Annotated in this window: 17 protein-coding genes; 10 read left to right on the top strand and 7 right to left on the bottom strand. The window is 55.8% G+C overall.

Annotated elements, in window-relative coordinates; genetic code table 11:
* Window positions 1–137: 137 nt before the first annotated feature.
* From Pan181_RS17950 to Pan181_RS17980, 7 genes are all read left to right on the top strand, one after another.
* The gene (locus Pan181_RS17950; RefSeq protein WP_145246142.1) at window positions 138–1,226 is read left to right on the top strand and encodes an IS630 family transposase; all 1,089 of its coding nucleotides are present in this window, start codon (window positions 138–140) and stop codon (window positions 1,224–1,226) included.
* Between the two features lie 334 nt (window positions 1,227–1,560).
* Window positions 1,561–2,271 (top strand): superoxide dismutase, encoded by a 711-nt coding sequence (locus Pan181_RS17955; RefSeq protein ID WP_197528473.1) that lies wholly within the window; start codon window positions 1,561–1,563, stop codon window positions 2,269–2,271.
* A 1,022-nt stretch (window positions 2,272–3,293) separates the two neighbouring features.
* Window positions 3,294–4,553, top strand: coding sequence for an efflux RND transporter periplasmic adaptor subunit (locus Pan181_RS17960; protein ID WP_197528474.1), 1,260 nt, complete (start codon window positions 3,294–3,296; stop codon window positions 4,551–4,553).
* An 8-nt stretch (window positions 4,554–4,561) separates the two neighbouring features.
* A complete protein-coding gene (locus Pan181_RS17965; protein ID WP_145248776.1) occupies window positions 4,562–7,981 on the top strand; it encodes an efflux RND transporter permease subunit in 3,420 nt (1,139 codons plus the stop codon).
* Between the two features lie 73 nt (window positions 7,982–8,054).
* Window positions 8,055–9,005 carry a hypothetical protein gene (locus tag Pan181_RS17970; protein WP_145248778.1) on the top strand — a complete coding sequence of 317 codons (951 nt, stop codon included), beginning with the start codon at window positions 8,055–8,057 and terminating at the stop codon, window positions 9,003–9,005.
* Window positions 9,006–9,018: 13 nt separating this feature from the next.
* Window positions 9,019–9,351, top strand: coding sequence for a hypothetical protein (locus tag Pan181_RS17975; protein ID WP_145248780.1), 333 nt, complete (start codon window positions 9,019–9,021; stop codon window positions 9,349–9,351).
* Window positions 9,352–9,553: 202 nt separating this feature from the next.
* On the top strand, window positions 9,554–10,864 hold the full coding sequence (locus Pan181_RS17980; protein WP_231943875.1) for a TolC family protein: 1,311 nt from the start codon (window positions 9,554–9,556) through the stop codon (window positions 10,862–10,864).
* Between the two features lie 871 nt (window positions 10,865–11,735).
* Here the strand turns inward: Pan181_RS17980 and Pan181_RS17985 are convergent.
* Entirely contained in the window at window positions 11,736–12,620 is an 885-nt protein-coding gene (locus tag Pan181_RS17985) for an IS3 family transposase (protein ID WP_145245596.1), read from the bottom strand.
* Window positions 12,617–12,922, bottom strand: coding sequence for a transposase (locus Pan181_RS17990; protein ID WP_145245198.1), 306 nt, complete (start codon window positions 12,920–12,922; stop codon window positions 12,617–12,619). The genes Pan181_RS17985 and Pan181_RS17990 overlap by 4 nt, the downstream gene beginning before the upstream one ends.
* A gap of 14 nt (window positions 12,923–12,936) precedes the next feature.
* On the opposite strand from Pan181_RS17990, the gene Pan181_RS17995 reads away from it, so the two are divergent.
* Window positions 12,937–13,197, top strand: coding sequence for a tautomerase family protein (locus Pan181_RS17995; protein WP_145248784.1), 261 nt, complete (start codon window positions 12,937–12,939; stop codon window positions 13,195–13,197).
* 78 nt (window positions 13,198–13,275) lie between these two features.
* On the opposite strand, the gene Pan181_RS18000 is transcribed toward Pan181_RS17995, so the two are convergent.
* The 5 genes from Pan181_RS18000 to Pan181_RS18020 all read right to left on the bottom strand — a co-directional run bounded on the left by Pan181_RS18000 (window position 13,276) and on the right by Pan181_RS18020 (window position 18,053).
* Window positions 13,276–14,232, bottom strand: coding sequence for a glycoside hydrolase family 5 protein (locus Pan181_RS18000; RefSeq protein ID WP_197528475.1), 957 nt, complete (start codon window positions 14,230–14,232; stop codon window positions 13,276–13,278).
* Window positions 14,233–14,977: 745 nt separating this feature from the next.
* Window positions 14,978–15,145 carry an SEC-C metal-binding domain-containing protein gene (locus Pan181_RS18005; protein WP_145248788.1) on the bottom strand — a complete coding sequence of 56 codons (168 nt, stop codon included), beginning with the start codon at window positions 15,143–15,145 and terminating at the stop codon, window positions 14,978–14,980.
* Window positions 15,146–15,415: 270 nt separating this feature from the next.
* A complete protein-coding gene (locus Pan181_RS18010) occupies window positions 15,416–15,808 on the bottom strand; it encodes a carboxypeptidase-like regulatory domain-containing protein (RefSeq protein ID WP_145248790.1) in 393 nt (130 codons plus the stop codon).
* Entirely contained in the window at window positions 15,801–16,799 is a 999-nt protein-coding gene (locus tag Pan181_RS18015; RefSeq protein ID WP_197528476.1) for a DUF1559 family PulG-like putative transporter, read from the bottom strand. Before Pan181_RS18015 ends, Pan181_RS18010 begins: the two co-directional genes overlap by 8 nt.
* 99 nt (window positions 16,800–16,898) lie before the next feature.
* Complete coding sequence (locus tag Pan181_RS18020) at window positions 16,899–18,053, bottom strand: dockerin type I domain-containing protein (RefSeq protein ID WP_145248793.1); 1,155 nt, start codon at window positions 18,051–18,053, stop codon at window positions 16,899–16,901.
* A gap of 21 nt (window positions 18,054–18,074) precedes the next feature.
* Here Pan181_RS18020 and Pan181_RS18025 point away from each other — a divergent pair, with 21 nt between their 5' ends.
* Together Pan181_RS18025 and Pan181_RS18030 are read left to right on the top strand one after the other, a co-directional pair.
* Window positions 18,075–18,539, top strand: coding sequence for a helix-turn-helix domain-containing protein (locus Pan181_RS18025; RefSeq protein ID WP_145244956.1), 465 nt, complete (start codon window positions 18,075–18,077; stop codon window positions 18,537–18,539).
* Entirely contained in the window at window positions 18,527–19,174 is a 648-nt protein-coding gene (locus Pan181_RS18030; RefSeq protein WP_145244957.1) for an IS630 family transposase, read from the top strand. Before Pan181_RS18025 ends, Pan181_RS18030 begins: the two co-directional genes overlap by 13 nt.
* Window positions 19,175–19,545: the final 371 nt, after the last annotated feature.

Below are 19,545 nucleotides of genomic sequence, written 5' to 3' on the forward strand. Positions count from 1 at the left end.
GCTGCCAGCCCTTTTTCGGGTGCACAAAACACCTTGTTTTTTAGGGTGAAATGCGTGGCGGACTGCGGGTTCTATTATACGCATTCTAAAGAAGAGCTGCGCGCTTTCTATTGCGCTTTCCTATTCCCCCCATCATAATGCGACTTTCCGAGAACATGGAGGTCGCGATGAAAGTGGCGGGGCATCTTCCGCTTGCGGAGTTAAAGCGATTGGAGCGTGTGGAGAAGAACGTCAATCGCTCCAAGCGGTTGCGGATTCTGATCTTAGGTCACGAGGGCTGGACGGCCCCCGCTGTGGCAGCCGCTGTTGGGCTATCGCGACGGGCGTGCCAGGAGTGGGTCGCCCGATACAATCGACACGGGCTGGCGGGGCTGGACGACCACCGCGGTGGGTCGTTGAACCTGCCACTCACAGCCGACCAAGAGCAGACGTTTCGTGAGCGTCTCGCGGCAGGGCCAACGAGCGAAGACCTTGTCTGCTCGTTGCGGGGCAAGGACTTCCAACGCATCTTGGCCGAGGAGTTCGGCGTGAGGCGGTCGTTGCCTGCGGTGTACTGGCTGCTACACCGATTGGGCTACAGCTACCTGCGTCCCAGGCCGCGTCATCGCAAAGCAGACCCTGAAAAGATCGAGGCGTTCAAGCGGGAGTGGCCTGAGCGAATCAAGGAGATCGCCGCGGAGCATCCCCATAAACAGCTGCGGGTCTACTTCCAGGACGAATCACGGTTCGGACAGCAGGGGACCAACACCAACCTGTGGGCCGAGCGGGGCTCCCGACCGACCGCCGTCCGTCAAACCGAATACGAATACTTGTGGGTGATTGGGGCGGTCTGCCCGGAAACCGGACACGCCGAGGGCCTGCTGAGCCCGCAACTGAACACGAAGATCATTAACTCGTTCTTGGAATCGTTCTCCGAAACGATCCCCGAGGGCGAGCACGCCGTGATGATCTGGGATGGCGCCGGCTTCCACACCAGCAAGGCAATTCAGGTCCCAGAAAACGTGTCGCTGGTGCAACTGCCGCCCTACAGCCCTGAACTTAACCCAATCGAAAACCTCTGGCATTACCTCAAAAGCCACTTCTGGAGCAACCGGGCCTACGACGACTACGATGACTTGGAAGAAGCGGCCATGACCGCATGGCGGACCGCCGTGCTCAACGAAGAACTCATCAAAACCGTCTGTGCCGCCCCGTATGTTGATGGCGGCTCAAACGCGCAGGTTTAAATTAGAATGCGTATTAGAGCAGGTGAATATCGCGTTACGCATTCTCTTTGTTTGCCCCAAGTCCTCACTCTCGGCGGCGGGAAACGAAACCCGTAGCCCTGGCTTTGAGGCTTCAGCGTTGTCTCCGGAATGGTCGCGAAAATACCGAGGTCTTACTTTATCGCGTGCAATTCGGCACGCAACGATTCTTCTTCGTCGGGTTGTCTAACCTCTTACGTTTCCACTACGCAAGAGCGGCGGTAGGGAGTTCCGAGCTATGCTTGTAGCCGCTGGAGGGAGTGGGGATAATAATCGAATAAATCAGTCATCGTTCCCTTGCCGACGGAGCACTCTGATGAGCCACTTCTCACGACGCAACTTCGTGTTTCTGTCCTCAGGCGCGGCAATTGGAAATATGGTCCTGCCGGGACTTGCAACGGCGGAAGAGGCACACGCTGAGGGATTCTACTTCTCGCATTCAGGACTGGTCACGGGGCAGCCGAAGCCACTGAAGCATAAGTCGATTCCGGGCTTTCTCAGTGCAGAGCAAATCGCTCCCCATCACACAGCTCACTATGGTGGGGCACTGAAGGGTTACACAGCTGCGGATGCGACCATTGAAGCCTCCGTCAAGAGCGGCGAAAAACTCGACGCGGCGGCTTATGGAGCATTGAAGCGAATCATCAACAGCAAGGGCAATAGCGTCGTACTGCATGAGATGTATTTTGACGGATTGACGCCGACCACCATGGAACCGGCTGCTGACGTTCGTTCAGCAATCGATGCCAGATTCGGCTCGGTTGAAAAATGGGCGGAAGACTTCATCGCATCTGCCAAGGAGGCCGCGGGTTGGGCGATGTTGGTCAAACATCCAGTAAATGGGAAGCTTTACAACGTCGTCAGTGACGAACACGCGATGGGCATTCTCTGGATGGCAGTTCCCCTGGTCGTCATCGATACCTACGAGCACGCCTTCTACATTGACTACGAAAATCGGAAGGCCGAGTACGTCGAGAAGTTCATCGAACACATAGACTGGAACGCAGTGAACAAGCGATTTGCGTAGGCTGCTCACGACTGAGGGGGTTAGTTTGGGCACGCAGCGAAGCTTATGGACGCAACGGACCAAGGTGTCGCCTGATAGGTCTCCGGTTGCTATCACCGACAATCGTTTCTTGCAGAGTTAACGCTGAATCTGCCGATACCGAAGGGGATAGGGCCGCCCTTTCCTGCTGGGCTGCTGTTGACCGTCGAGGTCCACCGCACTAATATTCCCTAAGTTGTCAGTTCGCCTGGTCTTACGTAAAGCTCCGATGTTCCGTCGTTCCATATCCTTGCTTGTACTTGCGGCCTATGCCGGTGCCCAATGGGCAGCGTTACCGCACGCACACGAAGGTGGTTGGAGCGACAATCATGGGTCAACGCCCCACATACACTTGGCCTCGCTAGCTGATGATAGTCATCGTCAGCATGGCCACGGACACGACCACTCTCATCAAGGCCACTACCATGATGGTGGGCATAGCCACGAAGCCGACCAGGTAGCTGCGAACTCACCGGACAGTCAGACACTCGGTTCGATTAGCGTTGCAGCCAGTTCGGCTGAGCATGATGACGATGCCGTCTACCTGCCCAATCTAACGACGACAACCTTGCGAGATGACGCTGGCGTTAATTGGCTTGCGGCAACCGTGATGTTGATATCGCTCGACCAATTGCAAGTTCCTGCCCAGCTGGCGGAGGAACCTTGGTTTGCTGAGAATAGACCACCGCTCCGGGCTGGCGGCTGCGCTCTCTATCTTTCGCTACGCACTCTGCGTATCTAGGTCGACGCCTACGACTGCTCGTTCGTCTCACACTCTTTCGTGAGACGTCTGCATTAGGTTCTGAGTCGATTCTCTGGCTGGTTATCGGCCATATCCGCTTGGGCATTCTTCGTTGGAGAGTGTGATGTTTCGTAGGTTGCTGGTTTCATTAGCCGCATTGTGTGCCATCGCAGCGGTGGGCGTAGGGGTCTGGTTCGGCTACCAGCAGTGGCAGTCGGAACCCGCAGCTTCATCACCGGTCGAGGAGGCGTCCCTGGGTGCCGTGAAAACCGAAGACGGCAAAGTCATCGTCAGCGACCGTGCTCAACTAAACTTGGGACTCACGGCCAAGCCGCTGGAGACCCGCGTGTACTGGAAAACCATCACGCTGCCGGGGATGATTGTCGACCGCCCCGGCACGAGCGACCGCGACGTGGTGACGCCCGCCGCTGGAGTCGTCACTCAGATTTACCACGTGCCGGGTGACTTGGTGCAGCCGGGCGAGCGACTGTTCACGATTCGACTTGCCAGCGACTCACTTCAGCAGACTCAGGCCGAATTATTCAAGGCCAGCGAGAACATCAAGCTGGCCGAGGCCAAGCGGCAGCGTCTAGTGAGGGGTGGCGAGGGAATCCCACAAGCAAGAGTCATTGAAGCGGAAAGCGAAATCGCTCGCCTCAAAGTTGCCGTCCAAGGGTATCGCCAAGAGTTGCTCAATCGCGGTCTCCCCAACGCCGAAATCGACGGCATTGCTCGTGGCAAATTACTAAGCGAACTCTCGATTGTTGCCCCGCGACTCGACTTTGCGGGCGATGCACCCAAGTCGGCAGAAGCTTTGGGATTTGAGCTGCATGAGTTGCTAGTAGAAATGGGTCAGCAGGTGCAGGCGGGGGCGACGCTCTGTAATCTTGCCAACCACCAACTTCTCGCTGTCGAAGGAAAGGCGTTTCGCGACGAGACAGCCCTGCTACAGCGAAGCCTCGAAGAAGGCTGGCCGGTAGAAGTCGATTTTCGCGAAGGAGCAACGACGGCTTGGCCCACCTTCGACCCGCTACTTCCCATCAGCTACATCGACAACTCGATTGACCCGGTCAATCGGACATTCAGCTTTCTGGCGTTGTTAGAGAATCAGCACAAGGTTGTCGAGCGGGATGGGCGTTCGCGACTGCTATGGCGATTCCGTCCTGGACAAAAGGTGCTGCTTCAAGTTCGCGTCGAAAAGATGGAGGACGTTTTTGTCGTGCCCGCTGATGCTGTTGTTGCCGACGGGCTGGAGAACTACATCTTCACGCAAAACGTGAACACGTTCGAGCAAGTCAGTGTGCGAGTTCTCCATCGAGACCGCGAAACTGTGGTGATAGCCAACGATGGAGCGTTGGAGACCTATGAGCGGGATGGTGTGCAGAAGACGTTCGCCGCAGTCGCTCAGAATGCAGCAGCCCAACTGAATCGTATGACCAAGACAAAATCGGATGGCTTGCCCCCTGGATATCATATCCACGCCGACGGCAGCCTCCACAAGAACGAAGACGAGGACCGGTAAGGACACCTATGCTCAACGCAATCATTCGTACCGCCCTTCGTCAACGCACCCTCGTGCTCGTCATCGCGATAGGGGTGTTGGTTTACGGTGGCTACTTAACCACCACGATTCCTATCGACGTCTTTCCTGACCTCGACCGACCCCGCGTCGTGATTCTCACCGAGTGCCCTGGCCTTTCGCCCGAGGAAGTCGAAACGCTGGTGACTCACCCCATCGAAACGGCCCTGCTGGGAGCATCCGGGGTGGAGGCGGTGCGTAGCCAGTCGAGTCAGGGGATGAACGTTATCTACGTCGAGTTTGGCTGGCGGACCGAAATTCGCTCGGCACGACAAGTCGTCATGGAGAGGTTGGCCACGGTGCCGATGCCCGAGGGCATCCGCCCACAGATGACGCCCCCCGCTTCGATTATGGGACAAATCCTGCACGTTGGTGTTCACCACCGAGACGGACCAGAGGGAGGTCGTTTGACGCCGATTGTGGGGACCGACCTCCTCGCCGAGCTTACCGACGAGAGTGAGCTATCGGTCTGGAATCCACTTGAGCGGGACGACCTTGCTACTTGGGAACGGGTCTCTTACGACCAGCTGCAATGGGAGGGGACTGCTGAACGTCCAACGGCGAGGTTCGTTGTCCGCAACTCTCCCCTTACCGCGACGTTTCAGACACCGCTTGAGTCACAGATGGACCTGCGGACGACGACCGACTGGGTCATCCGTCCGCGGTTGCGAAAGCTATCCGGCATCGCAGAGGTCATCATCATGGGGGGCGAGGTGAAGCAATACCAAGTGCTCATCGACCCTCGTCGATTGCAGGAATATGACGTCACGCTGCAGGAAGTAGAGCAGGCGATAAAGGAGAATAACCTCAATACGAGCGGTGGATTTCTGAAAGAAGGTCAAAGTGAACGCCCGGTGCGAGTCATCGGTCGCCTCGGTCCGCTTCCGCTGCAAGTGATTTCCGAGCTGCTAAAAATCCCGGTCAAGCCGAACGCCGACCGGACCGTACTGCTTCACCATGTCGCGGAAGTGGTCGAAGGGCCTGCCCCTAAGCGGGGTGACGCAAGCATTGATGGCCACTCAGGAGTAGTCATTACCATTGTCAAGCAGCCGCACGCCGACACACGTCTGTTGACCGACCAAGTGAAAGCCGCACTACGCGAAACAGAGTCGACTCTTCCGGCTAACGTCGTATTCAATACAGACCTGTTTCAACTCAAGAGCTTCATAGACCGTGGCATCTATTATGTCGAGGAAGCGTTAGTAGTTGGTGCGGTGCTAGTCGTCATCGTCTTGTTCTTATTCCTCCTGAATCTTCGCACCACCTTCATCACGCTCACGGCGATTCCGTTGTCGCTCGTAATGACGACCATCGTGTTTCGTTTGATTAGCTTTCTCACTGATACAGAACTGTCAATAAACGTCATGACGCTGGGCGGCATCGCCGTTGCGATGGGCGAGTTAGTGGACGATGCCATCGTCGACGTCGAGAACATCTTCCGTCGGTTGAGCGAGAACAACGCCCGAGAAAATCCACGTCCTTCGCTCGTTGTCGTCTACGAGGCGAGCCGAGAAATCCGCTCCGCCATCGTGTTCGGTACGGCAGTGGTCATTCTCGCGTTCATGCCGTTGTTCGCCCTCTCTGGTGTAGAGGGTCGGCTCTTCATTCCCTTGGGACTGGCGTACATCACTTCGATTCTCGCTTCGCTTCTGGTCTCGTTGACCGTCACGCCGGTCCTTTCCTACTACTTGCTCCCCCAATCGCGGGCCACTCATCGTCACCAAGATGGCTTACTTCTCCGCGTGCTGAAGTGGGGGGCGAGTTATCTGATTCGCTTCAGCATGCGGTACGCGGGCATTTTGCTCGTCGTAACCTGGGGGCTGGTTGGCTTTAGTGCGTGGCAACTTACTCAGTTGGGTGCGGACTTCTTGCCCAAATTCGACGAAGGAAGCGTGCAAATCAACGTGGCACTCCCTGGCGGTTCTTCACTCAAGGCGTCGAATGATGTCGCGGCGGTCATCGACCGGCAACTCATGGCGATGCAGAAGTCGCCCGAGAATCCTGACGGACCGGTGCTGCATTTCGCCCGTCGCACGGGCCGAGCCGAGTTGGACGAACACGCCCAGCCGGTCAACGTTGGGGAGTATATCCTCACGATGAACCCGCATTCGGGCATCGGTCGCGACGAGTTCTTGCGACAAGTCATCGCAGATTTGCGAAATGAAGTTCCGGGAGTGGAAATCGATGCGGAGCAGCCTCTCTCGCACCTCATCAGTCATATGCTCTCCGGGGTCAACGCCCAGATAGCGATTAAGTTCTTCGGGCCTGACCTCGATAAGCTGCGGGAATTGGCAGAGGAGGCCCGCGATGCTCTTGTAGAGATTGAAGGAGTCACCCCGCCCATTGTCGACCCGCAGCAACGTGTCGACGAGTTGCACGTGGTTCTGCGTCCCGACGACCTTTCGGTATATGGGCTGAGCCGTGCCTACGTTGCTGAGTTTGTGCAGACGGCCCTCAAGGGCGAAGCGGTTTCACAGGTGTTGGAAGGGCAGCGGAGATTCGACCTCGTCGTCCGCCTTCAAGAACCTTACCACTCCGACCCGGAGTTTCTTAAGGAGTTGCGTCTCGACCTTCCCAGTGGGCAGGGACAAGTCCGCCTGAAGGACGTCGCCGACTTCCCCGCAGCGGCTAGCGGACCGAATCTCGTCAACCGCGAGAACGTTCAGCGTAAGCAAGTCATTCGCTGCAATGTCAGCGGTCGCGACCTAGCGAGTGCTGTCGACGAAATCGAAGAGCGTGTCCGTCAACGCATCGACCTTCCAGAAGGTTACTTTGTTGAGTTCGGCGGGCAGTTCGAGGCACAGCGGTCAGCGACGCTGATGATTACGGGACTGGCCAGCGTCTCGCTGGCAGGCATCTTCGTTGTACTGATGATGCTGTTTCCTTCCACTCGTATCACGCTTCAAGTCCTCAACGCAGTGCCAACGGCATTCATCGGGGGCGTGATGGCCCTCGTGGTGACCGGGCAAACGGTCACCGTTGCCAGTCTCGTCGGATTTGTGTCGCTTGCTGGTATCGCAGTACGCAACGGCATTCTGCTTGTGACCCACTACTTCTACCTATTGAAGGAAGAAGAGCTGCCGTTTTCACGCGAGACAATTCTACGCGGCAGCTTGGAACGATTGTCACCCGTGCTAATGACTGCGATTACAGCTGGCATTGGACTTCTTCCATTAGTGCTAGGTGGACATAAACCGGGCTTAGAAATCCTCTATCCGGTAGCCACGGTAATCGTCGGCGGTTTGCTGACTTCGACCTTCTGTGAATTCTTCCTGCACCCCGGCTTGTTCTGGAAGTTCAGTGGCAAAGATGCGGAGCGATTGGTGCGAAGTGAAGGCTCCGATGCCGACCTATTACGAGACTCGGAATGAGAAATGGTGCAATCGATGTACCTAGATGTTTGTTTCCTCTAATCGAAGGAGTGAGAAAATGGAGCGATTTTGCATGTCAGTTTCGTTAGCCCTAGCAGTTGGTCTGCTTGCATTCGTGGGCTGTTCCAAGTCGCCTGATACCCCGACGCCCCCCACGACGGGACCTGTCGCCCAAACGCAATCCAAACCAGAAGGGGAGCACACGCATGGTGCTGGGCCGAACGGCGGCGTGGTCTTCGACCTCGGCAGCCATCACGTTGAGTTTACCGTCGACCACGATGCCCAGACTTGCAAGTTTCTCATCCTTGGACCCGATGAGAAAACCCCTTTGCCGGTTGCCGCATCCGAGTTTGTGGTGCGTATTGCCGAGACGAAAACCGCCGACGGCACGATTGTGGAACCAATGACCATCATTGTGGAACCGGTCGACCCGGTGGATGGCAAAGCGGCTGAGTTTATCGGAACCGACCCCGGAATCGCGAATGTCGCGGATTTTGCAGGGAAGGTTTCTGGCCAGGTCAACGGAAAGCCCGCCAGCGGCGAGTTCGACGAAAGTGCGAGTGGAGGGCATGGGCACGCCCACACCCCACACGACGGCATGGTCGCGGCTCTGCTCAATGAGGCCGGTTCCACGGTTGGTTTCGTCGAACTGAAGTTGCACGACGACAAAGGGGATTTGGAACTTTGGCTCGCAAAGGACCGCGAAATCACCCAGCCCATGGACCTCCCAGTGGATACCGAAGTACAGGTCACTTTTGCGGACTTTGGTGACAAGACCGTCACGCTAAGCGTGCGAAACAAAGAAAAGAATGAAGACGAAGACGGGACTCCGAATCTGCGAAACGGCAAGACCAACTACTTCATCTTCCCAGGCGATTCCGGGCAAGACCCGAGCTGGTTGATGGGGAAGCAGTTCAAGTCGGCAGTGACGGTTTCCTTGAGTGCCGACGGCGTAAATTACACGTCAGAGCAGTTCACGCTAGTGCCCCATACGCACGCGGATGGGGAGGGGCATTCTCATTGAGAGGCAGCTCAATATGATGGGGTACATTTTGCGGGTAGCGATAGCGGTGGTCACCATCGTGGCAGTATCGGAGTTGTCAAAAACTCATCCACGGTATGGTGCACTGCTGTTATCGCTACCGCTGACCAGCATTCTCGCTCTCGGCTTTAGTTGGCAGCAGCATCACGACTTGGTGTCAGTCTCACAGCTCGCCAAGGACACGCTGATTCTCGTGCCGCTCGGGCTGCCGTTATTCGTTCCGCTGGCTCTGGCTTCCCATTACGGCTGGAATTTTTACGCCGCCTTCCTAGCCGGAATAGTCCTTGCAGCTATTACAGTCGGAAGCTGGCTCGCTTTTAGTGCGTGATTAAGTGATACCGTCGATACACAAGGAAGAAGCGGTGTAATGCGTACAAGGGGAAGGAGCCCCACCTTTGAATAAGAACCAGTATCAAGACCGCCTACGGCGGCGGACGCTGCTCGTTGCCGTGCTGTTGGCTACTGCAGTGGTGCAACCTGCTTGGGGGCAGTCTGAGGACGTACCCTTGCGGCTAGAAAACCCGCTGGGCATGACGCCTTCGCCAATCGAGAGGCTTCCACCCCATGATAGCATTCCCGTCGATGCCTCAGAGAAGGGTCTGACGCTAGCAGATTTGGAAGCGATTGCTCTATCGCGGAACCCCTCCATCGCCCGTGCTGCCGATTTAGTGGGAGCTGCACGAGGTGCGTTCGTTCAAGCGGGCTTAGGCCCGAATCCATCGTTCGGCTATGACGGACAGCAACTTGGGAGTGGAGGGTTGGCCGAGCAGCACGGTGTCGCGTTCGGGCAGGAGATTGTGACCGGTGGCAAGCTTCGCCTCAGTCGTGCAGTCGCCCGGAAACGTATCGAGTTGGCTGAGCAGCAGTTCGCCGCCCAAAGGCAACGTGTACTCACGGATGTTCGGCTCGCTTACTACCAGGTCCTCGTCGCTCAACGACAAATCAATCTGGCCGAAGAACTGATACGTGTGAGTGCTGAAGGGACACGTGCTGTTGATGCTTTGTACAAGGCCGCTGAGGTGGGGCGAGTCGATATCCTCCAAGCACAGTTAGAAGCCGAGCAGGCACAGATAACGCTCCACGCCGCAAAGAATCGATACGAGTCCGCATGGAGAGCTCTGACTGCGGTCATTGGGGAGCCTAATCTCAACCAACAGTCCTTGCTTGGTAACCCCGCGGCAGTCTCCAACGAAATGCAGTTCCAGGCCGTTCTTACCGAGTTGCAGAACCGGAGCCCTGAAGTGAGTGCGGCGTTTGCCGAATTGGAGCGTGCCCGATTCGCGGTGGATAGAGCAAGAGCCGAACCGATTCCCAATGTCACGGTGCTCGGCTTGGTGAACTGGCAAGACAACGGCATCGGCGGCAAGCCAGACGGCGGCGTGGCGGTCTCGATTCCCATACCACTGTTCAATCGGAATCAAGGTGCGATTGCACAAGCTGAGCGTGAAGTAGCGGCGGCTCGCAATGCAATCGACCAAGTGGAGCTAAGCCTGCAACAACGACTGGCGGCGGTTTACGAGACGTATGCCGTGGCCCGCAATCAAGTAGAACGTTATCGAGAAATAATGCTCCCCGCCGCTAATGAAGCCCTCACGCTCTCCCGCAAGATGTACCAGGCAGGCGAATCCAACTTCGTTGCCGTTCTCACTGCCCAGCGTACATTCGCCCAAACCAACAGCAACTACCTGGACGCCGTACTACGCTTACGGACAGCGGAGGCACTTATGGAAGGGTTGCTATTGTCGGGAAGCTTGGACGGAGGAGAGGGCGTGGGCAACCCGGCTAATACGTCAACTCCGGACCAGAAGGGCATGATGGCTCCTTTGCTGCTGAATCGCTGAGAAGTAGCACGAACCGGAGGCAACAAATGCCCCAAGTTCGTCAGCCCGTTAATCCGACTAGGCGACCGAAACTGCTGCGGTTCGAATCCGCAAAGAGCAAGGTCTTGCTATATGCACAACAGGTCTGGTTCGAACCTCGTGTCGGGCTCGGTCACGAAAGGCACATGATGAGTTTGATGGAATTAAGAATCTCGCGTCGGGATTCGGCAGGTAGATTTGGCCATGCCAGATGGAGTTGATGGAGTTCCCAGGTCAGTTCGAGGCTTGTATCGGGGCACTCGCCAGACTGACAATCGGACCGCTGCCAGTCCGCTGCCAGCCCCTTTTGCGAAGCACAAAAGCCCTTGTTTTCTAGGGTGAAGTGGCACTCCGTCTGCGGGTTCGATTCCCGCCGCCTCCACTTGAGTTGTTTTCAGACCTGCATTGTCTCGCATCATCGCGACTCTAAGCGATAGAGACGAGGAGCTCGACCGGGCTTCCTGCCAACTTCGGCAGGCGTGACCGGCAAGAACCTGATTGCAGTCGCCTTCAAAAGGAAGGTTGCGGGACACACAGCCCGCAGCCTTCTTTTCGATGCCCGCGATACTTAGCCGAGCCCAGCTTCAGCGGTCGCAAAATTAGTGAAGAGCCCTCCTCCCTTTCTTCAACTCTCTCACTTGCTGTCCAAATACGAGAATAGCGAGAAGACCATCTGCACGCTTTATGCTTGCAACCTACTACTATGTTTCATATCTTACTGCAGCGTAATACTGCGAAGGGCTTACGCTCCTATTCCAATTACACACCACTATCGAAGCTGGGGAGACCTCGAATGCCATTGGTGAACTGCGATAGCCCAAGACTTTCGGACAGCGGCGGGAGCCATATTCTGTTACGCCGCTACGGTCGGGGCGTAATCGGTTTCGAATGCTTCAGGGGGGGTGTAACCCAGCGACGGGTGGAGTCGCTGGCGATTGTAGAACATGTCAATGTACTTGAATACGCTCAGGCGTGCTGACTCAAGGTCGGCGTACTCATAGTGCTTCGTCCACTCATGTTTCAGACTCCAGAAGAACCTCTCGGCAACCGCGTTGTCGTAGCAGTTGCCCCGGCGGCTCATCGAACACTCGATGCCAAGTGTCTGCAAGGTCCGTTGATAGCTCTCACTCGTGTACTGACAACCGCGATCACTGTGATGCAGCAGTTCGCCAGTACGTGGTTGTCGTGACTCGATGGCTTGACGTAACGCATCGCTCACCAGCGGGGTGGCCAGCGAATGACTCATCGACCAACCTACCACCTTGCGGCTAAACAGATCAACGACGACCGCCACGTACACCCAACCAGCCAGCGTCGGCAAGTACGTGATGTCGGTCACCCATTTCTGGTTCGGACGCTCCGCATCGAAGTCCCGATCCAAGACGTTCGGCGCTTGCTGTTTGGACGGATCCGCCTTGGTCGTCGTCGGCGTGAACCGCTTACGGACTCGGCTTTTCAGGCCCATTTCTTTCATCGCAGAAGCCACCGTGTTACGACAGGCCGTCTCCAACTCCTCGTGTTGCTGGAGTTCGTGAGCGATCTTCTGGGGACCATAGATCGTGTCGCTTGCCTCGAAGACCTGCCGTACGGACTCGTGAATCTTGGCCGTCCGCTCGGAGCGTTTACTTCGCGGACGGTCGACCGAGTCGTAGTAGCCCGATCGACTGACCTGAAGGAGCTGGCACATCAGGGCCACCGGAAAGGAGTCGCGGTGCTCGCTAATCCAGGCGTACTTCATGTCGACTCCTTCGCAAAGTACGCCGTGGCTTTTTTTAGGATTTCTCGTTCCAGTTCGGTCCGCTTGAGTTGTTTGCGGAGCCGAGCGATCTCGGCTCGCATCTCCTCGACCGTGGCGTCGTCACCGCACGGCTCCGGCGGGGGAGCCAATTTGGCGTGCCAGGCCCGCAGCGTGGCATCGCATACCCCCACCGCCTCGCAGGCTGCCTTGAACGAATAACCTTCCTCAACTACCAGTCGCACCGCGTCTCGCTTGAACTCATCGCTATACGTCGGCCGCTGCCGCTTCGCTTGCTCGTCCATATTTCGGACCTCCTATGGGAACCATTATTCCGGCTCCCGCCACTGTCCGAAAGTCTTGGGTTATCGCAAACGTCAAAGTAATCGAAGGTGTTTTTACCACCGAACAGAAGCAGGACATTATTCGCAAGGTCACAGATGCGATGGTCTCGATCGAAGGTGAGAACATGCGTCCTGTTACGTGGGTAGTAGTTGAAGAAGTAAAAAGCGGCGACTGGGGCATCGGTGGCAATCCACTGAGCACTGAAGATGTCAAGAAGTTAGCCGCTGGTGCGTGAGCAATGCATTGTCGCAAGAATAGAGAAGAAAGAACCACTGCGGCGCTGCTGTACTACGGGTGCTGGTGTTCGCGTATGTCATAAATGGCGTTTAACAACCCCACCCATTCTGCCGTTTACCTCGGTGTCATCCGTATTTGGGCCTACTTCGCCAAGCAGCGACCACTTTGCATTAACCATGCGGCTTGTCCAAACGTTGTCAAAAACCCAGGCTGTCCATCCCAGCTTGTGCCTCTCCACGTACTCGATCAGTTCAGTACCAAACTCGTCGGCCGTGCCGTGTACGACGCGATCAGCCCCTTGCTCAAATCCCCACTCTGATACGAATACGGGGACATGATCGACAATAGGATCGAGGACGTCGGCGATTCTACGTCCTCGGTCGTGGCCCGGGTAAGTGTGCGTAATATATGCGATTGAAGGTGGATCGTTTACCGGATCCTGTACAGGATGTGACGCCGCCCCGGCCATTTCTAAACAGTAGTTCGGGCCACCCACTAGTATGAGATTCTCGGGAGCGTGAAGTCGAATGCGATTGACGAGTGGCTGAGCCATTTCATCCTTCCAAATCAGCCAGTCGTACGGCCCTTCCCATAAATCGGTTGGAAGCGGCTGAACAGGCTCATTGTAGATATCATAGATGACGTTGGAGTAATCCTTGAACTTTGGCGCTATATAATCCCAGAATTCGAAGGCCTGACTCTTTTTGTCCAAGTATCCAAAGGATGGGTTACCATCCACAAGAGGTTCACCGTCAACGTAGTGCATGTCAATGATTGCGTAGAGACCAACTTCAACGCAGTAATCAACCAGAGGCTTGAGATAGCGGTGATAATACAAGTCTTGTTGGTGGAGAAACCCATACCCGTACCCGTAAAAGTCCTCAGGAGTCACGGGGATGCGTACCACCTTGCACCCCAGGTTGAAGAAAACCCGATCGACAACATCTAAGATACTAACTCTGTGCCGATCCCGATAAATAACTTCTGGATCAGCAATGTTGACGCCCTTCAGCACGATATCGTTGCCGTCCAAATCGACAATCCGAGAGCCTTCAGTCTTAAGTCGAGGTAGAAATACCATTCACTTCTTCCTGTAAGTAATCTTCGAAGGTAGGGGCGGATTATGGAGGCAACATGCCCCCCAGATCAGCTAATTGTAAACTTCACTTCTCCACATACAATCGAATCAGCCTCTTATATTGCGACTCTTCAACAGTGAATGTCAAACATAGTTGCGTGCTCTGGATGAGACGCCTCCCAAGATGAGTCTCTGATTGCAGATAATATGGGCATTCAACGCTGGCAATCACAAGATGTAGTTCTCCGCGAGATCAGGACTATTCAGCAAGATGATCTACACGCTAGTCCTTCAGAAATACGGACATCCCTCTTGGCTACACCTTAACGCCCTGCATGTCGGCGGTCGCCCGATCTACCCGGTGCCGCATTTAGAAGGCAATCCCCATTTGTCCAGATTCTCAAACAGCGTCCTAAAGAGAAGCCCAACAACTAGGTTGTTCAAGTCCACTCTGCGATGCGGCCCATAGTATCCACAGTGTCCCAGAGAATTTCCAATAAAGCAGAGGCTATGGATGGCTCATTCCAGTCCCACAGCAAGATACAAAAGAAAGGTCCACCGAGATCAATCGGCAGACCTTTGACTTGCTGGGAATCGAGGAGACTAGGCGCCCGCATTTTGCCGCTACCGATCCAATTCAGACTAGTCAGCGTTATTTACCACTACTCATCTCTAAAAGTAGTGGTCGCGGTTCGAGCCGTCAAAAGCGGCCTTTTTGCATGCAGCAACGCTTGAAGAGTCGTCTGCTGCCGCAGGGGCAGAGATCGTTGCGGCCGAGCTTCTCCTCAAGGAGCTTGCTGCCACGTACGATTCGCACGCCTGCTTTAACCTTCGTCTCGGAAGGATAGCCGCGGCGTCGCTTGCTCATGATCTCGAAAGGATGCTTCGCATGAATGAAAGGAGCACATTTCACACCTCACTTTCTTGGTACGCAAAAGGCCGGTTCATCGACACGACGGGACTGACACACGGGCACCAGTGGAGGTTCGCTACGAATGCAGAAAAGAGTATGCCCCAACTGGCACCCGGAGCACTACCGAACAGAGAGTTGTATCGTGCAAAAGCTATCCATAGAGATAGATGATGAGAAACCGCGCGAAGCCTCCGCCACGATAGCCATCAAGAAGACACCCTTCGACTACTCCAAGTTAAAGTCCTTACTCAGGTTCTCTTGCCCCACAGTAAGCTTTAGCGGGGTGAAGCGTGGCTGGGTGTACTTGCTTGGCACCTTTACCGGTGGAGGTGGCAGTGGGTCACCTTCCTTCCAACCCTCCGGCGGTGGCGTTGAAGTGACTACTACCACGCTATAAGAACCAGGCGGTACCGAGGCGGTATAGCTGCCCGACGCGTCGACAGGCACGCCGATTGGCTGCCCTTCGTCGGTGGGAAAGAACGTCACCGCTCCGGTGCCCATCGCCTGCCCCGATACGCTAATGGTGCCGCTCACTTTGGTCGAAGCACTATCGGCCCCACAGCCAGCCAGCAAAGTCAAGGAAAGCAGATAACAGAACAGACTTAAGCGACTACTCACTGACAACCTCTTCGCCGTTCCGTGAGCCAAGGGCCACGTACACATCCAGATCGAGTTCATCCGGCAAGAACGCGACGCTGCCATCTCCGTAAACAAAGTTCACCCCCCCTGGGTGGAAACTACCGAACGGCAGGTCGTTCACCGAGATGCTACGCGCCGAAGTATCAAGCACATCGGGTCGATCGGTTGCATTGTTGTGTCCCACGTAACAACTGATGTTTAAGTCGTGATTAAGTGGAACCGCTGCAGTGATGTTCTTCATCGCAAACAAAGCGGTCGTCGGCTGAGGTCCATCGGGTGCACCGGCCGCCCGGTTGCGACCTTGCGGCGGGTCGGTGGGGCTTCGCCAATAGGAACCAATCATCCAAGCGCGAACACCGTACCAACGCTCGCCAATCATTAGGGTGTTGCTTAACCCGTCCGATGCTTGGCGCAACTTGACGGGCCAGTCCTGAATTAGCAAACCATCGTAATTGTTTTGAGCAAAGGTCGGATCCGAAACACCAACGCAATAAGCTCCCGTTTTTTTGCTACTGAAACACTCGCCGGTGCGACTGTAGTAGGAACCTGAAACCCCGGCGTAACTCATTTGCCGGCGATCAGCGGTGAGGTACTTCTCCTGCTGCTGCTTGATGTCTCCATCGCTTGGGCAGTAGTACATCGGCATAATCAACGCATTAAGCTGATCCATGGCCGATCCATATGCGTCGCCGCTGGCGGCGAACACGTCGATGGCATCTTCGCTTACCACGCTCCCTTCGCAATAAGGGAGAATCCAGACCGGCCAGCCCAATCCACTCTGCTGCTGACCTGCAGCATTCACTCCACCAGGTGGCAAATGCCCTTTCGCCGATTCGTAGTTGAGGCAAGCCAGTCCGATATTCTTTAGGTTGTTCACGCAACTGATGCGTCTAGCCGACTCGCGAGCCGATTGCACTGCTGGCAGCAAAAGCGCTACCAGAATGCCAATAATCGCAATGACTACAAGCAACTCAACCAGGGTGAAACCCAAGGAGCGTCGAACAGAATCCTTTGGCGTTCTGTGCACAGGTTACCTCGATGGAAGAAAATGGATGGACTACGCGGAAGACTACGACCGTCGACGGCCGATCCATATTCCGCCGACAGCCAATGCCAAAAGAACTATCGTGGAGGGCTCTGGCACGTTGGCCACGACCGCTCCGCCCGTCAGCTCATCCTGGGGACCTTCCAGATAGATGTTGTCGAAGTAGGTGTGGGCTGTCGTGTAGAGCGACGAAGGACCACCAAAACGCAGGTTGTTAAAGCCATAATTTAAGGCAAAACCAGCGTTGGTTTCCTGATCAAAGACAAGCGTTGCATCGACACCAGGTTCTCCGGTAGCGTTGTTAATGCCGTCGCGGTTTAGGTCCACCGTAGCTGTGATCGAGGTCGCGGTGATGGTCGCTTCCCAGCGATGCCAGGCATCGCCAAATTCAGAGCGAATCTCCGACTGAGTGACCGTGCCATCTTCATTTAGATCGTAGGAAGGGTCAAAATCAAAGTACTGCCAACCAGGACTACTTCCCTGCCAGAGCGCGGCACGCATGGCAAAACCACGGCCTTCGCTGTTGTATAAACCAAGTTCCACCAAATCGAGATCGCCGGAACCTTCATAAACATTGCGCAGACCGAGAGTATTACGCTGCAAGCCGGAATCGACAAACATGTCGACGCCAACCACTACAGGCTCGGTCTCTGATGGATAAACGGACCCATCCACCGTATTGTTCGGATTGAGAGTCTGCTGATAAACAACGATGCCATCCGGCACTTTTGTAGGACCAGCAGAAGAATCCGTGTTGCTGTAGTTGATCAGATGCTCGACCACGTTGCCCTGCCCAGTTGGCGGAGGTCCGCTGCCGAAACTCGACTTCCAGGCAGTGTAGTCAGTTGAGTCGACGGTGCCATCGAGGTTGGCGTCGCCCATCGCTTGGCTAGCACCCGTCGCACCAAGGTTGTCGCGCCAGATCGTGTAGTCGGCGAGATTAATGATGCTGTCGCCGTTAAAGTCGGCATTGGGATCATTAAGTTGTGTCAGCTGAAATTGAGCCTCGACTTCGGTCTGCGTGCCAGGCGAATAGGTACCCGCTACGCCAACCCAATTGTTATGAAACTCGGCGTCGCTCGCGTACGACTCAAAGTCTTCGTCGACGATCACGACAGCAATCGCCTGGCTTGAGTAGACGGACAAAGTGACTGCTAGTACGTCTTTCCTGAAATCCATTCCGCTGCTATATGCTGCGGAATGAAAAAGCACATTGTTTGCCTGGACCACCAGGCCCGTGGAGGTTTGGAGCAGCTAGCACGCTCAGGCGCCCGCGCGGCGCAAGTGGTGCGTCGCTGCCAGATATTATTGAAATCGGACTCGGGATGCACCGACGAAGAGATCGCCGAGCATGTGGGCTGCACGACGCGCAACGTCCGAGCCGTCCGAAAGCGGTTCTGCGAAGAGGGCGTCCAGCGGGCGGTGTACGATGCGCCTCGCTCGGGCCGCCCCCCAGAGTTCACCAAGCGGCAGCAGCAACAGGTAATCGCCCTGGCGTGCAGCGAGCCGCCCGAGGGACGGGCTCGCTGGACGCTGGAATTGTTGTGCGAGCACGCGGTGAAGGAAGGCTTCGTCGATTCGCTCAGCGTGACGGAGGTCTCGCTGTGGCTCAAGGAACACGACCTGAAGCCGTGGCGAAAAAAACTTGGTGCGTGCCCAAGCTGAACGACGAGTTCTGTGAGCGGATGGAGGACGTCCTCGAGCAGTACGAGAAGCCGCTCGACCCGAACGAGCCGGTCGTCTGCCTCGACGAGCAGCCCTATCAGAGGGTCGACGACGCGCGGCCGCCCGAGCCCGCGGCACCCGGCAAGATCGCGAAGCAGGACTACGAGTACCGCCGCTGCGGAACCTGCAGCGTGTTCGTGGCGGTCGAGCCGAAGGCGGGCAAGCGATTCGTTCAGGCCAAGCGTCACCGCAAGCGAGCCGACTTCGCCCGGTTCGTCCGCGACCTCTTGAAGCGCTATCCCGACGCAGAGCGGGTTCATCTGGTGATGGACAACCTCAACACGCACAACGAGAAGTCGTTGATCGAAACCTTTGGCGAGGAGGCGGCTCGGCCAATGCTGGAGCGGATTGTGTGGCATTTTACCCCCAAGCATGCCAGTTGGCTCAACATGGCCGAGATCGAAATCTCGGCCATACAGCGACAATGCCTGGGACGTCGGTTGGCTTCGCTCGACAAGGTTCAAAGCGAACTCTCCCACTGTTCACGCGACCGCAATCGGAAGAAAATCAAAATCAATTGGACCTTCCATCGAAAAGACGCCAAACGCGTCTTCCCTGAACTCTATAGGAAATGACTTCCGGGACGACGTACTAGAAACGCATAAAGCAAAGAGGTTCTCATGACATTACCCCAAGCGGAGACGAAAGGCCTGACGATCGACAGTACAGCAAGCGAAGAAACAGCAGGGTGACGTTGCGTTGCTTACTGAGAACCGAAGTGATCGGTCCACACCAGCAATCGTAACTACTTCCGTCATTTGCTCCGAGTAAACTTGGCGCACCTTTTTCATCGTTTCGCGCAAACATCATTCATGTCTGTACAACCTGCGCGTTCAAGCACTATCGCATGGCTGGAGTACGCTCTACGCAAAACGGAGCAAACTTCCCGCAATATTAAATGCCATTCCAAGTACAACTTGGCTATGTTGGCTAATGGGGAGGGGAC

The organism is Aeoliella mucimassa (genome assembly GCF_007748035.1).
GTDB classification, from domain to species: Bacteria; Planctomycetota; Planctomycetia; order Pirellulales; family Lacipirellulaceae; genus Aeoliella; species Aeoliella mucimassa.